This window comes from Nocardioides pini, from assembly GCF_026712185.1.
In the GTDB taxonomy this organism is placed as follows: Bacteria; Actinomycetota; Actinomycetes; order Propionibacteriales; family Nocardioidaceae; genus Nocardioides; species Nocardioides pini.
Window position 1 is genome coordinate 107,100 of sequence record NZ_JAPPUX010000005.1, and the last position, 19,435, is coordinate 126,534.

The 19,435-nt window shown below is 72.7% G+C and carries 14 protein-coding genes; 4 read left to right on the forward strand and 10 right to left on the reverse strand.

Annotated elements, in window-relative coordinates; translation table 11 throughout:
* Nucleotides 1-51: 51 nt before the first annotated feature.
* The 3 genes from NYO98_RS17405 to NYO98_RS17415 are packed head-to-tail and all read right to left on the reverse strand — an operon-like array spanning nt 52 to nt 4,413.
* Nucleotides 52-984 carry a hydroxymethylglutaryl-CoA lyase gene (locus tag NYO98_RS17405; protein WP_268113016.1) on the reverse strand — a complete coding sequence of 311 codons (933 nt, stop codon included), beginning with the start codon at nt 982-984 and terminating at the stop codon, nt 52-54.
* Complete coding sequence (locus NYO98_RS17410; protein ID WP_268113017.1) at nt 981-2,825, reverse strand: acetyl/propionyl/methylcrotonyl-CoA carboxylase subunit alpha; 1,845 nt, start codon at nt 2,823-2,825, stop codon at nt 981-983. The genes NYO98_RS17405 and NYO98_RS17410 overlap by 4 nt, the downstream gene beginning before the upstream one ends.
* Before the next feature lie 4 nt (nt 2,826-2,829).
* Nucleotides 2,830-4,413: an acyl-CoA carboxylase subunit beta gene (locus NYO98_RS17415; RefSeq protein ID WP_456094057.1), complete on the reverse strand. Its 1,584-nt coding sequence runs from the start codon at nt 4,411-4,413 to the stop codon at nt 2,830-2,832.
* A gap of 354 nt (nt 4,414-4,767) precedes the next feature.
* Here NYO98_RS17415 and NYO98_RS17420 point away from each other — a divergent pair, with 354 nt between their 5' ends.
* The gene (locus tag NYO98_RS17420) at nt 4,768-5,319 is read left to right on the forward strand and encodes an SACE_7040 family transcriptional regulator (RefSeq protein ID WP_268113019.1); all 552 of its coding nucleotides are present in this window, start codon (nt 4,768-4,770) and stop codon (nt 5,317-5,319) included.
* 21 nt (nt 5,320-5,340) lie between these two features.
* Here the strand turns inward: NYO98_RS17420 and NYO98_RS17425 are convergent, their stop codons facing one another.
* Both NYO98_RS17425 and NYO98_RS17430 read right to left on the reverse strand, forming a co-directional pair.
* Nucleotides 5,341-6,057 carry an SWIM zinc finger family protein gene (locus NYO98_RS17425; RefSeq protein ID WP_268113020.1) on the reverse strand — a complete coding sequence of 239 codons (717 nt, stop codon included), beginning with the start codon at nt 6,055-6,057 and terminating at the stop codon, nt 5,341-5,343.
* Nucleotides 6,054-8,825 carry a DEAD/DEAH box helicase gene (locus NYO98_RS17430; protein ID WP_268113021.1) on the reverse strand — a complete coding sequence of 924 codons (2,772 nt, stop codon included), beginning with the start codon at nt 8,823-8,825 and terminating at the stop codon, nt 6,054-6,056. Before NYO98_RS17430 ends, NYO98_RS17425 begins: the two co-directional genes overlap by 4 nt.
* Nucleotides 8,826-9,009: 184 nt before the next feature.
* Between NYO98_RS17430 and NYO98_RS17435 the strand changes: the two genes are divergently transcribed.
* The 3 genes from NYO98_RS17435 to NYO98_RS17445 all read left to right on the forward strand — a co-directional run bounded on the left by NYO98_RS17435 (nt 9,010) and on the right by NYO98_RS17445 (nt 12,463).
* On the forward strand, nt 9,010-10,581 hold the full coding sequence (locus tag NYO98_RS17435; protein ID WP_268113022.1) for a DHA2 family efflux MFS transporter permease subunit: 1,572 nt from the start codon (nt 9,010-9,012) through the stop codon (nt 10,579-10,581).
* Between the two features lie 270 nt (nt 10,582-10,851).
* Nucleotides 10,852-11,217, forward strand: a complete 366-nt coding sequence (locus tag NYO98_RS17440; RefSeq protein ID WP_268113023.1) for a YciI family protein — start codon at nt 10,852-10,854, stop codon at nt 11,215-11,217.
* A 25-nt stretch (nt 11,218-11,242) separates the two neighbouring features.
* Nucleotides 11,243-12,463, forward strand: coding sequence for an RNA polymerase sigma factor (locus NYO98_RS17445; protein ID WP_268113024.1), 1,221 nt, complete (start codon nt 11,243-11,245; stop codon nt 12,461-12,463).
* A 218-nt stretch (nt 12,464-12,681) separates the two neighbouring features.
* Here NYO98_RS17445 and NYO98_RS17450 read toward each other — a convergent pair whose 3' ends face one another.
* The 5 genes from NYO98_RS17450 to NYO98_RS17470 form a co-directional block, all read right to left on the reverse strand.
* Nucleotides 12,682-14,823: a RecQ family ATP-dependent DNA helicase gene (locus tag NYO98_RS17450; RefSeq protein ID WP_268113025.1), complete on the reverse strand. Its 2,142-nt coding sequence runs from the start codon at nt 14,821-14,823 to the stop codon at nt 12,682-12,684.
* Nucleotides 14,824-14,984: 161 nt separating this feature from the next.
* On the reverse strand, nt 14,985-15,992 hold the full coding sequence (locus NYO98_RS17455) for an SGNH/GDSL hydrolase family protein (RefSeq protein WP_268113026.1): 1,008 nt from the start codon (nt 15,990-15,992) through the stop codon (nt 14,985-14,987).
* Nucleotides 15,993-16,094: 102 nt separating this feature from the next.
* Nucleotides 16,095-16,895, reverse strand: coding sequence for a 2-phosphosulfolactate phosphatase (locus NYO98_RS17460; protein ID WP_268113027.1), 801 nt, complete (start codon nt 16,893-16,895; stop codon nt 16,095-16,097).
* 36 nt (nt 16,896-16,931) lie between these two features.
* A complete protein-coding gene (locus NYO98_RS17465) occupies nt 16,932-17,390 on the reverse strand; it encodes a universal stress protein (protein WP_268113028.1) in 459 nt (152 codons plus the stop codon).
* A gap of 73 nt (nt 17,391-17,463) precedes the next feature.
* A complete protein-coding gene (locus tag NYO98_RS17470; protein WP_326494460.1) occupies nt 17,464-19,407 on the reverse strand; it encodes a M13 family metallopeptidase in 1,944 nt (647 codons plus the stop codon).
* Between the last annotated feature and the right edge of the window lie 28 nt (nt 19,408-19,435).

The following is a 19,435-nucleotide window of genomic DNA, read 5'->3' on the forward strand; positions in this document are numbered from 1 at the left end:
CCACCGGGAAATGGCTGCCTCGCGACCCGCCGCAGGTCCGCATCCCGTGGACTACCCGGGGGTCCCGAGGGCGCGCACGACGGCGCTGGGGCTCGGCCGCCCGAGCTGGGCGGCCATCCACGTGCTGGTGGACACGACCGCGTCGAGGTCGACCCCGTGCTCGATCCCGAGGCCGGTCAGCATCCACACCAGGTCCTCCGTGGCGAGGTTGCCGGTGGCCGACTTCGCGTAGGGGCAGCCGCCGAGGCCGCCCGCGCTCGCGTCGAAGGTGGTGATGCCCGCCTGCAGGGCGGAGAAGGTGTTGGCGAGCGCCTGGCCGTAGGTGTCGTGGAAGTGCATGGCGAGCCGGTCGGTGCCGACGCCCGCGTCGGCGAACGCCGCGACCAGCGCCGTGACGTGGCCGGCGGTCGCGACGCCGATGGTGTCGCCGAGGCTGAGCTGGCTCGCGCCGAGGTCGAGCAGCCGGGTGCCGGCCGCGACGACCTGCTCGACCGGGACCGCACCCTCCCAAGGATCGCCGAAGCACATCGAGACGTAGGCCCGCACGTCGAGGCCCGCCTCGCGCGCCCGGGCCACGGTCGGCTCGAACATGGCGAACTGCTCGTCGAAGGTGCGGTTGAGGTTCTTGGTCGCGAAGGTCTCCGTCGCGCTGCCGAAGATGGCCACGTGCCGCAGGCCGAGCTCGAGGGCCCGGTCGAGCCCGCGCTCGTTCGGCACGAGCACCGGGAGGTCGCGCCCCTCGTCGCCCAGCTCGGTCATCAGCTCGGCGGCGTCGGCGAGCTGCGGCACCCAGCGCGGGTGCACGAAGCTGGTCGCCTCCACGATCGGCAGGCCGGCCGCCACGAGGCGTCGTACGAACTCGGCCTTGACCGCCACCGGGACGATCGCCTGCTCGTTCTGCAGGCCGTCGCGGGGACCGACCTCGTAGATCGTCACGCGCTCGGGCATCCCCTCGGCGCGGACGGTCATCGGCAGGGCGCTCACGACGACCCCTCCGCCGGCTCCACGGTGAACAGCAGGGCGCCGAGCTTGACGAGGTCGCCGGTGGCGGCGCCGACGGTGGTGACCGTGCCGGCGAAGGGCGCCTTGAGCGCGAGCTCCATCTTCATCGCCTCCATCACCCCCAGCGTCTCACCCTCGCCCACCGCCTGGCCCTCGGCGACGTTGACCGCCAGGACCGTGCCGGGCATCGGCGCGAGGAGGGTGCCGTCGCCGGCGGCGACGGCGTGGTCGCCGAACGGGTCGTGGCGGTCGAAGACGAACCGCTGGCCGCGGTCGATCACCTCCACGGCACTCGAGGTGACGCGGACGAACGCGGCCGGCGCGGACGACGCGGGTCGTACGTCGACCAGCTCGGTCCCGACGACGACCCGCACCGGCGCGGGCTCGCCGCCCAGCCGCCAGCCGTCGGACCGCCACGGCCCGGACCCGGCGGGCGGGGCGAGCGCGGCCGCGGCCAGCTGCACGGCCACGTCGTCGTCGGGCGCCTGGACCTCGTTGCGGTCGAGCCAGGCGGTGTCAATCGTGGCGTCACGGAACTCGTCGGACTCGGCCAGCACGCGCAGGAACCCGGCGTTGGTGGTCAGGCCGGCGATCTCCGTGCGGTGGAGCGCGCGGACCAGTCGACGCCGCGCCTCCTCACGATCGGCGCCGACGGCGATCACCTTGCCGAGCATCGGGTCGTAGGAGGTCGAGACCTCCTGACCGGACCCGAGGGCGTGGTCGACCCGCACGCCCTCACCGCGCGGCCACGCCACATGGGTGGCGACGCCGGCCTGCGGGAGGAAGCCGTTGAAGGAGTCCTCGGCGTAGACCCGCGCCTCGATCGCGTGGCCCTCGAGGGTGATGTCGTCCTGCGCGATGCCGAGCGGCTCGCCGGTGGCGACGAGGAGCTGGAGCTCGACGAGGTCCACGCGCTCGCTCCCCCGTCCGGTCCGCAGGCGGACGACCTCCTCGGTGACCGGGTGCTCCACCTGGAGGCGGGTGTTCATCTCGAGGAAGTAGAACTCGCCGCTGGCGTTGTCGAGGAGGAACTCGACCGTGCCGGCGCCGGTGTAGCCGCACTGCCGGGCCAGCGCCACGGCCGAGCCGGTGATCGCGGCGCGCTGCTCCTCGCTGATCGTGGGGGCCGGGGCCTCCTCCAGCACCTTCTGGTGCCGGCGCTGGGTGGAGCAGTCGCGCTCGAAGAAGTGCAGCACGGTGCCGTGGGTGTCACCCATGACCTGCACCTCGATGTGGCGGCCGGACTCGACGTACTTCTCCACCAGGATCGTGTCGTCGCCGAACGACGAGCGCGCCTCACGCTGCGCGGCGGCGTACGCCTCGTCGTAGTCGCCCGCACTGCGCACGACGCGCATGCCCTTGCCGCCACCACCGGCGGCGGCCTTGACGAGCACCGGGTAGGAGAAGCCCGCCGGGTCGGCTGCGTCCGGACCGTCGAGGGCGTACGACGGCACGACCGGCACCCCGGCCGCCACCGCGACGTCGCGGGCGGCGTCCTTGCGGCCCATCGCGTCCATCACGTCGGCCGACGGGCCGACCAGCGTGATCCCGGCCTCGGCCAGCGCCCGCGCGAACGGCGCCCGCTCGGACAGGAACCCGTAGCCGGGGTGCACGTAGCCGGCCCCCGACTCCCGCGCGGCCGCGACGACGGCGTCGATGTCGAGGTAGGACTCCACGCGCACCACCCGGTCCGCCTCGCGCGTGTGCGGCGCCCCGGCGTCGAGGTCGGTGTGGATCGCGACCGTCTCCCACCCCAGGCGGCGCGCGGTGCGCATGACCCGCAGGGCGATCTCGCCGCGGTTGGCGATCAAGAGGGTGTTCACGTCGTCACATCCTGAAGATGCCGTAGGACGGCTCGGGGATCGGGGTGTACGACGTCGCCGCCAGCGCCATGCCCAGCACCCGGCGGGTGTCGGCGGGGTCGATGACGCCGTCGTCCCACAGCCGGGCGCTGGCGTAGTAGGGCGAGCCCTGGGTCTCGTACTGCTCGCGGATCGGGGCCTTGAACGCCTCGACCTGCTCGTCGGTCTCGAGGTCGGTGCGGACGGTGGCGAGCACCGACGCCGCCTGCTCGCCGCCCATCACCGAGATCCGCGCGTTGGGCCACATCCACAGGAACCGCGGGTCGTACGCCCGCCCGCACATGCCGTAGTTGCCGGCGCCGAAGGAGCCACCGATGACAACGGTGAACTTCGGCACCACCGAGCAGGCGACGGCGGTGACCAGCTTCGCGCCGTCGCGGGCGATGCCCTTGTTCTCGTACTCCCGCCCGACCATGAAGCCGGTGATGTTCTGCAGGAACACCAGCGGGATGCCGCGCTGGTTGCACAGCTCGATGAAGTGCGCGCCCTTGAGCGCCGACTCGCTGAAGAGGATCCCGTTGTTCGCGACGATCCCGACCTCGTAGCCGTCGATCCGCGCGAACCCGCACACCAGCGTGTCGCCGTAGAGCTTCTTGAACTCGTGGAAGCGGCTGCCGTCGACCACCCGCCGGATGACCTCGCGCACGTCGTAGGGCGTGCGGGTGTCGGTCGGCACGACGTCGTAGAGCGACTCCGCGGGCTCGTGGGGCTCCTCGACGTCCGCACGGGGCGTACGGGCCGGGGTGGCGGCGGGCAGCGTGTCGACGATCGAGCGGACGATCGCCAGCGCGTGGGCGTCGTCCTCGGCGAGGTGGTCCACCACCCCCGAGGTGCGCGCGTGCACGTCACCACCGCCGAGGTCCTCGGCGGAGACGACCTCACCCGTGGCGGCCTTCACCAGCGGCGGGCCGCCGAGGAAGATCGTGCCCTGGTTGCGCACGATGACCGTCTCGTCGGACATCGCCGGCACGTACGCCCCGCCCGCCGTGCACGAGCCCATGACGCTCGCGATCTGCGGGATGCCGGCGGCGGACAGGTTCGCCTGGTTGAAGAAGATCCGGCCGAAGTGCTCGCGGTCGGGGAACACCTCGTCCTGCATCGGCAGGAACGCGCCGCCCGAGTCCACGAGGTAGATGCACGGCAGGTGGTTCTCCGCGGCGATCGTCTGCGCCCGCAGGTGCTTCTTCACCGTCATCGGGTAGTAGGTGCCGCCCTTGACCGTGGCGTCGTTGGCCACCACCACGCACTCGCGGCCCGAGACGCGTCCGATCCCGGCCACGACGCCGGCGGACGGGACCGCGTGGTCGTCCCCGTCCTTGCCGCCGTACATGCCGTAGGCCGCCAGCGGCGCCAGCTCGAGGAACGGGCTCCCCGGGTCGAGCAGCCGGTCCACCCGGTCACGCACCAGGAGCTTGCCGCGGTCGGTGTGCTTCTTCCGCGCGGCCGCGGACCCGCCCTGCCGGACCCGGTCCAACCGGGAGCGGAGGTCGTCGACGAGCTCGCGCATGGTGGGGGTCGCCCCTGCCGGCGGGGTCTGGTGCTCGGACACGCGGTCAGGTTAGCGATCATTAACCTGCGGTGTCCATCGACCGTGGAGGTCCGCGGTCGCCTACACCATCGACCGATGAATCCGCGGTCGCGACAGGCCCGGACCAACTATTCTTTACCCAATCGGGGGATCAACCCCTCACACCCCTAGGGATGTAGCGCCTACGATCTACGATGCAGGACAGGTGCACAGACGGGGGTCAGTGGGCCGCTGCAGGGGTGCGGCCCACTGCAGCACAGGATCGTCGGGGAGGCGCGTGTGATTCCGTTGGCAGCATCGGAGGCGCCCGAGCGCCTCATGCCACTCCCCGCGCCACGGTCACCGTGGGGGTTAGCAAGCACTAACCTCGGCGACGTGACCCCCCGCCGCCAGCAGATCCTCGACATCGCGGCCGACCTGTTCGCGTCGCGGGGCTTCCACGGCGTCTCGGTCGCCGAGCTCGGCGCGGCGTGCGGCGTGTCCGGCCCAGCGCTCTACAAGCACTTCCCGTCCAAGGACGCGATGCTCGCCGAGATGCTCGTGACCATCAGCGAGACGCTCCTGGCGGAAGGACGATCGCGGGTCGCGTCCGCCGACGGCCCGCGCGAGGCGCTCGAGGCGCTGGTCGAGTGGCACATCGAGTTCGCCCTCGAGCACCGGGCGCTGATCGTGGTCCAGGACCGCGACTGGAGCAGCCTGCCTGACGAGGCCCGCGAGCGGGTGCGCGCCCTTCAGCGCGCGTACGTCGACGAGTGGGCGGCACAGATCCGCCGCCACGACCCCTCCGTGAGCCCCGAGGCCTCGCGCACCCGCGCGCACGTGCTCTTCGGGCTGCTCAACTCCACGCCGCACAGCGGCCGGCTGCCCGACCCGCAGATGCACGACGTGCTGCGCGACATGGCCCACGGCGCCCTCGGCCTCGCCTGACGCCGCACCTTCGGCCGGCTGTCACCAGGCGTCGAAGGGGCTCTCCAGGCGCAGGAGCCGCGCCGCGCAGACGGCCGCGTCCTCCGCCACGACCAGGTCGTCGACGTCGTCGGCCGCACGAGGGCCCGGGGTCGCGGACGACCCGTCGTCCGGCGAGGGGTCGGTCGCCGGCCGGACCAGCCGGTGGAGGTCGCGGAGCACGCGCTCGCGGGAGAGCCCGCGCAGGTGCGTGAGCACGAACGGGTCGGCCTGGATCAGCCAGGCGAGCTGGGTCAGCACGGCCAGTGCGTGCGGACACGGGTCGAGCCAGGCCTCGCAGGTGCACGCCGAGCCCAGCTCGCCGCCGTACGGCAGGAGCTCGACGCCGGCCTCCTCCACCGCCTCGACGAGGGCGTGCGGCAGCTGTCCGGCGAGGAGCGCCGCGATGCGCCCCGACTCGGCGGCCACGAGCTCGGTGAAGGCCGCCGCGTCGGAGTGGTCGAGCACCGGCACGGTGACCTCGACCGTGTGGGCGTCGTCGCCGTCGGACACCGCCGCCACCGCTCCGCCCTCGGCGACGGTGATCGCGCCCACGGCCCCCGAGCGGGCGAGCGTGCGGCCGGTCCGCAGCTCCTTCTCGCCGAAGGACGCCTCCTCGACCGCCCGGAGCACGGCCTTGCTCCACCACGTGCCGGACCCGCCACCCCGGCGCGGCGGGAGCCGAGGATGGGTGGTCGGCGTCGCGTCGGGAGTGCTCATCGCCGGTCTCCGGGGTCCCCGCGGCGTCCTTCGGGAGAGTGACGCGGGTGGGGAGAAGGTCGTGGGGTGGTTCGCAATTCGACGAGGTCGCGGAGCTCGGCGTCCGACAGCTCGGTGAGCGCCGTCTCGCCGCGCGAGAGCACGGAGTCGGCCAGCGACCGCTTGCGCGCGAGGAGCTCGGCGATCTTCTCCTCGATCGTGCCCTGCGTGATGAACCGGTGGACCTGCACCGGACGGGTCTGGCCGATCCGGTAGGCGCGGTCGGTCGCCTGGTCCTCCACGGCGGGGTTCCACCAGCGGTCGAGGTGGATCACGTGGTCGGCCCGCGTGAGGTTGAGGCCGGTGCCCCCGGCCTTGAGCGACAGCAGGAACACCGGCGTCTCCCCCGCCTGGAACCGGGCGACCATCGCGTCGCGCTCGCGCACCGGCGTACCGCCGTGGAGGAGCTGGTGCGGCACGCCGGCGGCGGCGAGGTGGCGCTCGAGCAGCCGCGCCATGGCGACGTACTGGGTGAAGACGAGCACGGCGCCGTCCTCGGCCATCACCGTGCCGACGAGCTCGTCGAGCAGCTCGATCTTCTCCGAGCGCCCGCGGAGCTTGGGGTTGGGCTGGCGGAGGAAGTGGGCGGGGTGGTTGCAGATCTGCTTGAGGCCGGTGAGCAGCTTCAGCACGAGGCCGCGCCGCGTCTCCTCGTCGGCCTCCTCGATGCGGCGCATCGACTCGCGCACCAGCGTCTCGTAGAGGACGACCTGCTCGCGGGTCAGGCCGAGCAGGTGGTCGGTCTCGGTCTTGGGCGGCAGCTCGGGCGCGACCCCGGGGTCGGACTTGCGCCGCCGCAGCAGGAACGGGCCGATGAGGTCGGCGAACTGCCGGGCCTTGGTGGGCTCGAGACCCGACTCGATGGGGCCGGCCCAGACCTTGCGGAAGGCGTTGCGGCTGCCGAGCAGGCCGGGGACCGCCCAGTCGAGGATCGACCACAGCTCGGTGAGGTCGTTCTCGACCGGGGTGCCGGTCAGCGCCACGCGGGCGGAGCCCGGGATGGCGCGCATCGCCCGGGCGGCGGCCGACCGCGAGTTCTTGATGTGCTGGGCCTCGTCGGCGACGACGAGCTCCCACGGGACCTCGGCGAGGAGGGCGGCGTCGTTGCGCATCGTGCCGTAGGTGGTGAGCACGAACCCGTCCGTGACGCCGTCGAGGTCGCGCGCGCTGCCGTGGTGGCGTCGTACGGCGACCCCCGGGGCGAAGCGCCGGATCTCAGCCTCCCAGTTGCCGAGCAGCGACGCCGGGCAGACCACGAGGGTGGGTGAGCCGCCGCGGTGCAGGTGCAGCGCGATGAGTGTGATCGTCTTGCCGAGCCCCATGTCGTCGGCCAGGCACGCCCCGAGGCCGAGCCCGGTCATCTCCGCCAGCCACGACAGGCCGCGGCGCTGGTAGTCGCGGAGCTCGGCCTGCAGCGCCTCCGGTGGGTCGACGAGCTCCCCTGTCGCGGCCTCGCGCACGCGGTCGCGGACCGCGAGCAGGCTCGCCCCGACGACCGCCTCGTAGGGGGCGTCCTCGATGTCGACGACGCCGGTCAGCGTGGCCGCCAGCGCCTGGACCGGGGTGACGGTCCGGATCAGCCGCTTGCGGGCGCGCTTGATCACGGCAGAGTCGACCGCGACCCAGTTGTCGCGCAGCTTGATGATCGGGCTGGTGGTGCGGGCCAGCTCGTCCATCTCGTCCTCGGACAGCTCCTCGCCGTGCAGCGACAGCTGCCACTCGAAGCCGAACAGCGCCTGCGGCCCGAAGAGGCCGTCCTGCAGGGGCTCCTCGCGGGTGCCGGCCGGTGAGCGCCGACCGAGCTCGACGCGCTGCGTCACGTCGCGGTCGAGGTACTTCGGCCACATGACCGGGTGGCCCGCCTCGGTCAGCGCCGCGGCGCCGCCGTCGAGGAGCGAGAGGATCTCGTCGGAGTCGAGGGTGATCTCGTCCGGGACCCGCAGGTCGAGCAGCCGGTCGAGGACCGGCCAGGCGTCGGCAGCGGAGCGCAGCGCGATGGCGGCGTGGGTGCGGGCCCGGTCGCCGAAGCCGTGGGCGGCCTCCGGTCCGGACTCGGCCCACAGCTCGGAGGCGTCGGCGAGGTGGGCGGGGTTGTCGACGGCGTGGACCTGCAGCACGAGGCGTACGGCACCGGCGACCAGCTCCTCCTCGTCTGCCTCCACGCGGAACGAGATCGACACCAGGTGGGGCCGGTCGTCACGGCCCCGCGCACGGATGCGCGCGATCCGCTGCTGCAGCTCGTCGCTGAACGCGTCGGGGCTCGACGGCTCCGCCGGTGCACGGCCGGCCGCGGGACCGGGCGCGGGACCGCGGTGCCGCGAGCGTCCGGGCGTGGTGCGCGGCATGGTGTCGACCACCGCGTCGAGCAGGCCGCGGACCATGCCCTCGGCGGTCGCCTCGTCGAAGCCGTCCCACGCCCGGGAGCGCGCCAGCTCGGCGATGCGCCGCTCGTCGGCGGCATCGAGCCCGGCCACCTGCCAGTGCCGACCCTCGGGGTCGGGGGCGAAGCGGCCGGACGCCACGAGCTGGAGCCCCAGCAGCGCGGCGCCGGCGAGCAGCGCGACCGACGGGTGCACGTCGGCCCGGTCGCGGGCCTTGCCGAGCACCGGCAGCGCCCCGCGGATCGGCATCACGATCGTGCGGCGCTCGTCGGTGAACTCGACCGAGCCCTCCCGGGGCGGCTCCCCCACCAGCAACCTGGCGGGACCGGTGACCGGGACGAAGCTCATGCACACCCTCTCTGTCCCCGCTCGACAGCGGGCACAGGGACGGTAACGCCTCGGACCGACAGGGAGTTCCCGGCTCCGCAGCGGGCCGTCGTACGCCCGTCGCTCACCGGCCCACCCGTGGGGGTGACGCAGCCCACCGCGAAAACGATTACTCGTTGTCGGACGCAACCAATACCGTTGTCGGGTGACCGACACCCAGACCCAGACCGGCGCCACGCCGGAGTACTCCGACAAGCTCGACAAGGGCGTCCTGATGGTGGCCGGCGTGGTCGTGCTGGGCGCGATCATGTCGATCCTCGACATCACCGTCGTCTCCGTCGCGCTCAACACGTTCCAGGAGGAGTTCGACGCCACGGCGGCCGAGGTCGCGTGGACGATGACCGGCTACACCCTCGCCCTCGCGAGCGTGATCCCGCTGACCGGCTGGGCCGCCGACCGCTTCGGCACCAAGCGCCTCTACCTGCTGGCCGTCGCGCTGTTCACGCTCGGCTCGGTGCTCTGCGCGGCCGCGACGTCGCTGGAGATGCTGGTCCTCTTCCGGGTGCTGCAGGGCCTCGGCGGCGGCATGCTGATGCCGCTCGGCATGACGATCCTGACCCGCGCCGCCGGTCCCGAGCGGGTCGGTCGCGTGATGGCGGTGCTCGGCATCCCGATGCTCCTCGGCCCGATCTTCGGCCCCATCCTCGGTGGTGCGCTGATCGAGAGCGCCTCGTGGCACTGGATCTTCCTGATCAACCTGCCGATCGGTGTCGCCGCGATCGTCTACGCCTGGATCGTGCTCCCCAAGGACCACGTCGAGCCGTCGGAGACCTTCGACTGGCTGGGCATGGTGCTGCTGTCGCCGGGTCTCGCCGCGTTCCTCTACGGCGTCAGCTCCATCCCCGAGGAGGGCACCGCGATGGCGCCCCGCGTCCTCGTGCCGATGGTCCTCGGCATCGTGCTGATCTGCGCGTTCGTCCCGTGGGCGCTCAACCGCAAGAACATCCACCCGCTGGTCGACCTGCGCCTGTTCGCCAACCGCAACCTGACCGTCGCGGTGATCGCGATGACGCTCTTCGCGATCGCGTTCTTCGGTGCCTCGCTGCTGTTCCCGCTCTACTTCATCCAGGTCCGCGGCGAGGGCACCCTCGCCACCGGCTGGCTGCTGGCCCCGCAGGGCGTCGGCGCGATGATCACGATGCCGATCGCCGGGATCCTGGCCGACCGGATCGGCCCCGGCAAGATCGTCCTGGTCGGCATCACCGTGATCACCGTCGGCATGGCGATGTTCACCCAGATCGGCGCCGACACGTCCTACCTCTACATCCTCAGCGCGCTGTTCATCATGGGTCTCGGCATGGGCGGCACGATGATGCCGATCATGACCGCCGCGCTCGCCACGCTGACCGCGCACAACGTGGCCCGGGGCTCGACCCTGCTCAACATCACCCAGCAGGTGGCGGCCTCCATCGGCACCGCACTCTTCTCGGTGATCCTCACCAACGAGCTCAAGGACTCGCGCTTCGTGGCCGCCGGCACCGCGCTGGCCGAGGCCGGTGACGACCAGACCCAGGTCGCCGCCATCCTCGAGCGCTTCGGCATCTCGCCCGACCAGCTCGGCATCCTCCAGCAGCTGGTCACCAACGACATGGCCGACGCGTTCGCGACCGTGTTCATCGTCGCGACCATCCTGGTGGCCTGCTGCCTCATCCCGGCGGCGTTCCTGCCCCGCACGAAGGTCGCGCCCGTCGACCCGACCGCGGTGATGGGTCACTGACCCGGCACCCCCCAGTACGTCGTCCGCGGCCCGTCCTCCAGCTCGGAGGGCGGGCCGCCGTCGTACGTGCCCCAGCCCCTTCCCCTCGGCCCGGGTGCACGCGCGGGCGTCATCCGGAACGGGACCCATGGGTGCGGATCCGGATGACGCAGGGGCGATCGCGGAGGAAGATGCGAGAAAGTCCGCGCGGGCTGTCGATCCCGGGCCCGCAGCGGCGACGAGGTGGTGACCGAGCCCCGAGAGGCGGGGCCGAGACAGAGAGGCACGACCATGAAGTACGTCCTGATGTACACCTCCCGCCCCGACCTCGCCGAGCAGACCGACCCCGAGGCCGCGCAGGCGATCTACAAGCGCGTCTACGAGTGGTTCGGGGAGAACGCCGGCGTGATGGCCGACTCCGGCGCCGAGCTGCTCGGTGTCGAGACCGCCACCACGGTCAAGCACGGCAGCGACGGCGCGGTCGTCGTCGACGGCCCGTTCAACGAGGCCAAGGAGGTCATCGGCGGGTTCAGCGTGATCGACGTGGCCGACATGGATGCCGCGATCGCGGTGGTGAAGAGCTGGCCGATGCTCGACCTGCCCGGTGTCGCGGTGGAGATCCGGCCGATGGTCGAGGACTACTCGCAGTTCGAGTGACCCTCCGGACCTGACGGACCACGCGATGCCGACCACGGACGACCTCCTCGCGCGCACCCTGCGCGAGGAGGCCGGCCCGCTGGTCGCCCGTCTGTCCCGACGGTTCGGCGACTTCGACCTCGCCGAGGAAGCCGTCCAGGGCGCCGTCGTCGAGGCGCTCACGTCCTGGCGGCGCGACGGCCCGCCGGACCGTCCCGGAGCGTGGCTCCAGGTCGCCGCGACCCGGAACGCGATGGACGGCATGCGGCACCGCGACCGCCAGCGGGCGCTTGCCGCGCGCGCCGGCGCGGCGGGAGGGACGTACGACCCGGCGGACGGCACCGACGACCGGCTCGCGCTTCTCTTCGCCTGCTGCCACCCGGCACTCGCCCCGGACGCCCGGCTGGCGCTCACGCTGCGCGCCGTCGTCGGCCTCACCACCCCGCAGATCGCGCGCGCCTTCCTCGTCCACGAGTCGACGCTCGCCCAGCGCATCGTCCGTGCGAAACGCAAGATCGTCTCCGCCGGCATCGCGCTGACCGTCCCTCCGGAGGCGGACCTGACGGCGCGGCTCGACGACGTGCTGGCGGTCGTCTACGTCATGTTCAACGAGGGGTTCGTCTCCTCGACCGGGCCCACCCAGGACCGGGACCTCGCGGCCGACGCCGTGTGGCTCGCGGGCGTCATCGCCACGTCGCTGCCCCAGGAGGCGGAGGCGTGGGGGCTCGCGGCGCTGCTCACCATCCAGCACGCCCGCAGCCGGGCCCGGTTCGCCGACGGCGACCTGGTGCTGCTGCGCGACCAGGACCGCAGCCTGTGGGACCACGACGCGATCGCCGAGGGCGAGCGGCTGATCGAGCGCGCTGCCACTCTCCGGCGGCCCGGGCGCTACCAGCTCCAGGCCGCGATCGCCGCCGTGCACGCGACGGGCGCGAGCTGGGCGGAGACCGACTGGCTGCAGATCTCGCTGCTCTACGAGGAGCTCGCCCGCCACGACCCCTCCCCCGTCGTACGCCTCAACCGCATCGTGGCCCACGCCCAGGTCGCCGGACCCGGCGACGCCCTCGCGTGGCTCGAGACGCTCGCCGGTCCGCTCGCGGACTACCACCTCTTCCACGCCACCCGCGCCGAGCTGCTCGCCGCCCTCGGCCGCGACGACGAGGCCGCGGCGGCCAACCGCCGGGCGCTCGAGCTGACCGCGAACGACGCCGAGCGGCGGCTGCTGGCCACGCGGCTCCACCGGCGCCCGATGTCCGACGGCTCCTGACGCGCCCGCCCCTGCGTCATACGAACCGGGGGTTATACGTGCGGGTTCATGACGCTGACCAGACCCGGGGCCGAGCGTCATGCGAACCGGGACCTATACGTGCGGGTTCGTATGACGCTGACCAGACCCGGGGCCGAGCGTCATGCGAACCGGGACCTATACGTGCGGATTCATATGACGCTGACCAGACCCGGGGCCGGGCGCGGGAGGGTCGGCGCTCAGCCCTGGGCGGCGAGGGCGAGGGGCAGGACGGCCGCGGCGCCAGCGGCGCGGATCGCGGTGGCGGCGACGGTGAGCGTCCAGCCGGTCGCGACCTGGTCGTCGACGAGCAGGACGGTCGCACCGGGGGGTACGTCGGCGTCGAGCCCGCCGCGGCGGCGTACGGCGGCGACGCGCTGCGCGGAGTTGGACTGACCGGCCCGCGGCGGGACGGAGGAGTCGCGGATCGCCCAGGTGCCGACGACCGGGACCTGCATGACGCGGGATAGCCCGTCGGCGAGGTCGCGGACGAGGGTGGGTCGGGTGGCCGACTCGACGACGACGATGGCGTCGGGGCGCGAGGTCCACTCCGAGGACCAGTCCTTCATCACGTCCATGACCGCTTGCGCGAGCCCAGGAGGCACGGGCCCGTCGGGGGTGTCCTCGCGGAACAGCGCGCGCAGTGCCTGTCCGTGGCCGAGGTCGGTCAGGCGAGCGACGGTGCGACCCGGCTCGGCGCCGGCGGCGATCTTGCCCTTGAGGTCGAGACCGAGGTTGGCGAGCGCGGTCGGCCACATGCGGCGCGGCTCGAGCACCACGCCGGGGCGCGACAGGCGCTGGCCGGCGTCGGCCACCGCCGCCTCGCTGACCGACGACGACAGCGTGAGCCCGCCGCAGTTGTCGCAGCGACCGCAGTCGGTCGCCTCGGGGTCGTCGAGCTGCTCGCGGAGGTAGCGCATCCGGCACTCGGTGGTGCGGAGGTAGCCCAGCATCGCCTGCTGCTCGCGCTCGCGCGCCTCGGCGACGCGGGCGTAGCGCTCCGCGTCGTAGGTCCACGGACGTCCGGTCGCCACCCAGCCGCCCTGCACGCGCTGCACGGCCCCGTCGACGTCGAGCACCTTGAGCATCGACTCGAGCCGGTTGCGCCCGAGCTCGACCCGCGTCTCCAGGGTCGCCGTCGAGAGGGGCCGGTCGGACTCGGCCAGGGCCGCTAGGGTCTCGCGCACCTGTTCCTCGCGGGGGAACCCGAGCGAGGCGAAGTACGCCCAGATGTCACGGTCCTCGATCTGGGGCAGCAGGACCACGGTGGCGTCGTCGGTACCGCGGCCGGCACGGCCGACCTGCTGGTAGTAGGCGACCGGAGACGACGGCGCACCGAGGTTGATGACGAAGCCGAGGCTGGCGTCGAAGCCCATGCCGAGCGCGCTCGTGGCGATGAGTGCCTTGACCCGCCCGTCGACGAGCGCCTGCTCGAGGGCGTGGCGCTCGTCGGCCTCGGTCTGGCCGGAGTAGGCGGCGACCTCGAGGCCGCGGTCGCGGAGGTAGCCGGCGACCTCCTGCGTGGCGGCGACGGTGAGGCAGTAGACGATGCCGGAGCCCGGCTGCTCGACCAGGTGGTCGGCCAGCCAGGCCAACCGCTGCTCGGGGGTCTTCAGCTGCACCACGCCGAGCCGCAGCGACTCGCGGTCGAGCGTGCCTCGCTGGACGAGGACCTGCGCGTCGGCGGACCCGTCGGCGTGCACGCCCAGCTGCTCGGCGACGTCGTCGGTCACGCGGGCGTTGGCGGTCGCGGTGGTCGCGAGGACCGGGATGCCGGAGGGCAGCTCGGCCAGCAGGGTGCGGAGCCGGCGGTAGTCGGGGCGGAAGTCGTGGCCCCAGTCGGAGATGCAGTGGGCCTCGTCGACCACGAGCAGGCCGCAGGTCGCCGCCAGCCGGGGGAGCACCTCGTCGCGGAAGCCGGGGTTGTTCAACCGCTCGGGGCTGACGAGCAGGACGTCGACCTCACCGGCGTGGATCTGGTCGTGGATCGGCTGCCACTGGTCGATGTTGGTCGAGTTGATCGTCACCGCGCGGATGCCGGCCCGCTCGGCAGCGGCGATCTGGTTGCGCATCAGCGCGAGCAGCGGGCTGACGATCACCGTCGGCCCGGCGCCGGCCTCGCGCAGCAGCTTGGTGGCGACGAAGTAGACGGCCGACTTCCCCCAGCCGGTGCGCTGGACGACCAGGGCGCGCCGGTGGTCGACGGCCAGGGCCTCGATGGCCGCCCACTGGTCCTCGCGCAACCGCGCGTCGTCGCGCCCGACCAGCGCGCGCAGGTGACGCTCGGCGGCCTCCCGGGCGGAGAGGCGTACGTCGTCGGTCGCGCCGGTCGCAGTCGTCATCCCCCCTGTCTACCAACCGCCACCGACGACCGCACCGCCGCCTCCACAAGCACCCCGTCTCGAGCCCCCGCCCGGTAGTCCAGTGGCCAAACGCTGCCCAAGGGCCGGCCGCACGACCGTTTCCCACTGGACTACCGCACCCGGCGGCCGAGCGGATCCCGTCAGCGGTTGCTGCGGGCGAGGAAGCGGTCGATGTCGACGCCGGCCCTGCGCGCGGCCCTGCGGGCCTCGGGGGTGGTGAGGTCGGGGGCGACGAAGGTCTCCTGCTCGATGGTGCGGTCGGCGTCGGCGTACTGCTGCTGGAGCGCGGCCTGCTCGTCGGCGCTGGCGGACGACGCGGCGGTGACCTCGGCGGTGACGGCCACGGTGGCCCCGGTGAGCAGCGGGCTCACGGTCGGCGTGTAGCCGTTCGCGTGGCCGGTGGCCTTGGGGTGGTAGCTCTCGCTGATCGGGTTGGAGAGGCCGTTGATCCACTCGTCGGCGTCGCAGACGGCGTGGCCGACGAAGCGGCTGGTCGGGTCGGCGAAGGAGAAGCCGGCGGCCGCGGCGGCGGTGGCCAGCCGCGCGTTGAGGAGGTCGGCGGTCTGGTTGAGCCGCGACTCCTCGGCGGGGGAGAACCACGTGAAGGCGTTGCAGTCCTCGCCGTTGAAGATGCGGGGGTAGCCCACGACGACGACCTTGGCGTAGGGCGCGCGGCCGCGGATGCCGGAGTAGAGGGTGGCGAGCCGCGAGGGCAGGGTGGCGTTGATGAAGGACTGGGCGGTGTTGATCGCCCTGTCGCAGCTGCTCATCCAGCCGGGCAGCGCGCACTCGGTCAGCACGTCGGCGAACCCGGCGTCGTTGCCGCCGACCGAGACGGAGACGTAGGAGGTCGCGGAGGTCAGCGCGGACAGCTGGGTGGTGGTCACGTCGGCGACGGTCGCGCCGGAACAGGCGCGGAAGTTGAGCGCGTAGCCACGAGCCGCGGCGATGAGGCTCGGGTAGGCGGCCGTCGAGCGCTGGCAGCCGGTGCCGTCGGCGAGGTACGACCGGGTGCCGGTGCCCGAGGAGTAGGAGTCGCCGAGGGCGACGTAGCCCGGGGCTGCGGCCTGGGCCGGCTGCAGCAGCAGCGGGGTGAGCAGGCCGGCGAGTGCGGTGCCGAGCACGGCGAGGCGGGACGTGCGGTTCATCTGATCGGTCCTGTCCGAGAAGGGCCACCCGAGTGTGGCCCCGATCACACTAGGGACAGGGCGGCCCGCTCCACCAGACCGATCGGTCGGTTTCTGCGGGGGTCAGTCACCCACGCGTCGCAGCCGGGTGCCGGCCGGGGGGATCGAGGCGGCGTCGCGGAACGACTCACCCACCAGCACCGGCACGACCTCGCTGACGTCGTGCTGGGCCGCGATCTCCACGTCGGCCACGAAGCCGGCCTCGGTCAGCTCGCGCCCGCCGGCGCAGTGGAGCAGGTCGTGGGGCAGCACCGCCGCCTGCCAGGCGGCGATCGCCATCCGCGCCTCGGGGCTGGCGCTGGCCTCGGCCTCCGCGTCGATCGCGGCCAGGACGGCACCGGCACCCCAGAGGTCCTCGGCCGCCGGCCTCAGGCTGTCGTCGTACCACCGCTCCCCCGCGGGTACGACGACCACGCTGGCGCCGTCGGCGACCCGCGGGCCCAGCCACCGGGCGACCGCACCGGCGTTGCGCAGGCACGCGCCGACGACCTGGGCGCCGGACTCCGCGAGCGCGAACGCGATCGTCGAGCCGTTGGGCGAGGGCAGGACGAGGCGCTGGACGCCCTCGACCTCCGCGAGGCTGGCCGGCGAGAGGGACACGTGGCGCGCGTCGCCGCGCGACATCGCCTCGAACCGGCCGACGGCGAGCGTGGCGCCGTGGCGCAGGGCGTGCTCGGCGGCGCGGGAGTCCTTCCAGCGGAACGGGAAGACCTCGATGCCGCGCTCCAGCGCGACGGTGAGCGTCGTGGTGAAGGACAGGACGTCGACCACGACGGCGTAGTCGGCCGGCACCGCCTCGGCACCGGTCGGCCCCCACTCCATGCGGAGCCGGTAGGTCGACTGGTCGTGTCCGGGCAGCGTCACGCGAGCCATTCAACAACCCCGGCAAACCGTGGCCGGTCAGTCCGGGACGTTGGGCACCACGAGCACCGGGACGCCCGCGTGGCGCACGACCTGGGTGGCCGTCGAGCCGAAGCGGAGGCCACGGAACCCACCGGCCCCCCGGGTGCCGACGACGAGCATCTCCGCGTGCGCGGCGGCGTCGATGAGGCATTCGGTGGTCTGACCGCGCAGGGCGTAGAGCTGGAGGTCGAGGTCGTCACCCAGCCCGGCCGACGCGCAGTCGGCCTTGAGGTCGGCGATGACCGCCTGCTCGAACTCCGCGAACGGCGGGACGTAGCCGCCGACCATCGAGTCGGGCCGGGGCGCGGTGGCGAGGTTCCACACGCGCACCACGTGGAGGGTCACCCCGAGGCGTTGGGCGAGGTCGGCCGCCCGGCGCACGACCGCGCCCGACGCACGCGAGCCGTCGTGCCCGACGACGATCCCCCCGGTGATGTGGGCTTCTCTCCTGACCATGCTCCATCGTAGGAAGCCCCCGGGCCGGGCGACAGGGGTCGAAGGTCCCGACCGGCGCCCGTGCCCGACGCGGTCACCAGATCCGGACGCGACCCTCCGGCTCGAGCCACAGGCCGTCGCCCGGCTGCGTCTCGAAGACCTCGTGGAACTCGTCGAGGTTGCGCACGATGTTGGCGCGGAACTCGGCCGGGCTGTGCGGGTCGATGGTGAGGTACTGGAGCTCCTGCTCCTTGCGACGCTTGGTGCGCCAGACGTGGCTCCAGTTGAGGAACAGCGTGCGGCGGTCCTCGACCGAGGCCTCGCCGCCCTGGCTGATGACGAACGCCTTGTGGGCGATCGTGAGCCCGCCGAGGTCGCCGATGTTCTCGCCGACGGTGAGGCTGCCGTTGACGTGCTCGCCCGGCAGGTTGCGCGGCTCGAAGGCGTCGTACTGCGAGATGAGTGCCTGCGACTTCGCCTCGAACGCGGACTTGTCGTCGGCGGTCCACCAGTCCTGGAGGTTGCCGTCGCCGTCGTACTGGGCGCCCTGGTCGTCGAAGCCGTGGCCGATCTCGTGGCCGATGACCGCGCCGATGCCGCCGTAGTTCTCGGCGTCCTCGGCGTCGGGGCTGAAGAACGGCGGCTGGAGGATGGCGGCCGGGAAGCAGATCTCGTTGGTGCCCGGGTGGTAGTAGGCGTTGACCGTCTGCGGGAGCATCAGCCACTCGTCGCGGTCGACCGGCTGGCCGACCTTCGCGAGCTGCCGGTCGGTCTCGAACGCCGACGCGGAGGCGACGTTGCCCATCAGGTCGTCGGCGGAGACGGTGAGCGAGGAGTAGTCGCGGAACTCCGTCGGGTAGCCGATCTTGGGGTAGAAGCGGTCGAGCTTGTCGTACGCCTTCTGCTTGGTGTCGTCACCCATCCAGTCGAGCGCCTCGATCGAGCGCCGGTAGGCGGTGACGAGGTTGGCGACCAGCTCGTCCATCATCTGCTTGGAGCTCGGCGGGAAGTGCCGGTCGACGTAGACCTTGCCGACGGCCTCGCCGATCGCGCCCTCGACGAAGTCGACGCCGCGCTTCCAGCGGGCCCGCAGCTCCGGGGTGCCGTTGAGGGTGCGGCCGTAGAAGTCGAAGTTGGCCTCGACGAACGCGTCGGGCAGGTAGGGCGCGGAGCTGCGCACGACACGGACGTGCAGGATGTCGTGCCACGTCTCGATGGGCGTCTCCTCCAGCACGGTCGACAGGTGGGAGAAGAAGTCGGGCTGCATGACGATCGAGCGGCGCAGCGTCTCCTCGGTGCCGCCCAGGCCGGTGACGTAGGTGACCCAGTCGAAGGCGGGGCAGAGCTCGCGCAGCTCCTCCAGGCTCCGGTGGTTGGTCGTCTTCTGGACGTCGCGGGTCTCCGCGGCCTCCCAGTGGCCCTCGGCCAGCCGGGTCTCGTAGGCCAGCACCCGCGCCGCCGCGCCCTCGGGGTCCTCGTGCTCGCTTAGGGTGAGCAGCGTCGTCAGGTAGGCGAGGTACTTCTCGCGGATCTCGGCGAACTTGTCCTCGCGGTAGTAGGACTCGTCGGGCAGGCCGAGGCCGCCCTGCGCGAGGTAGACGATGTTCTTGGACGCGTCGCCGCGGTCGGGGGTGATGTAGGAGCCGAACAGCCCGGGCCCGCCGATGCGCTCGAACGCACCGAGGAACGCCGCGAGGTCGGTGAGGTCGGCGACCCGGCGCGCGCGGTCGAGCAGGCCCTCGATCGGCTGCAGGCCCTTCGCGGCGATGGTGTCGGTGTCCATGAAGGAGGCGTAGAGGTCACCGATCTTGCGCTGGTCCTCGTCGAGCTCGTCGGCCGGACGGTCGGCCAGCTCGGTGATGATGTCGCGCACCTGCTGCTCGGCCGCGTCGGCGAGGGCGATGAAGGCTCCCCAGCTCGACTTGTCCGACGGGATCTCCGTCTCGTCGAGCCAGCGGCCGTTGACGTGCCCGAAGAGGTCGTCCTGCGGTCGGATGTCCGGGTTCATGCCGTCGCGGGCGGCGTCGAGGATCGTCACGCGCCCGACGATAACCCCGACGCCCCAG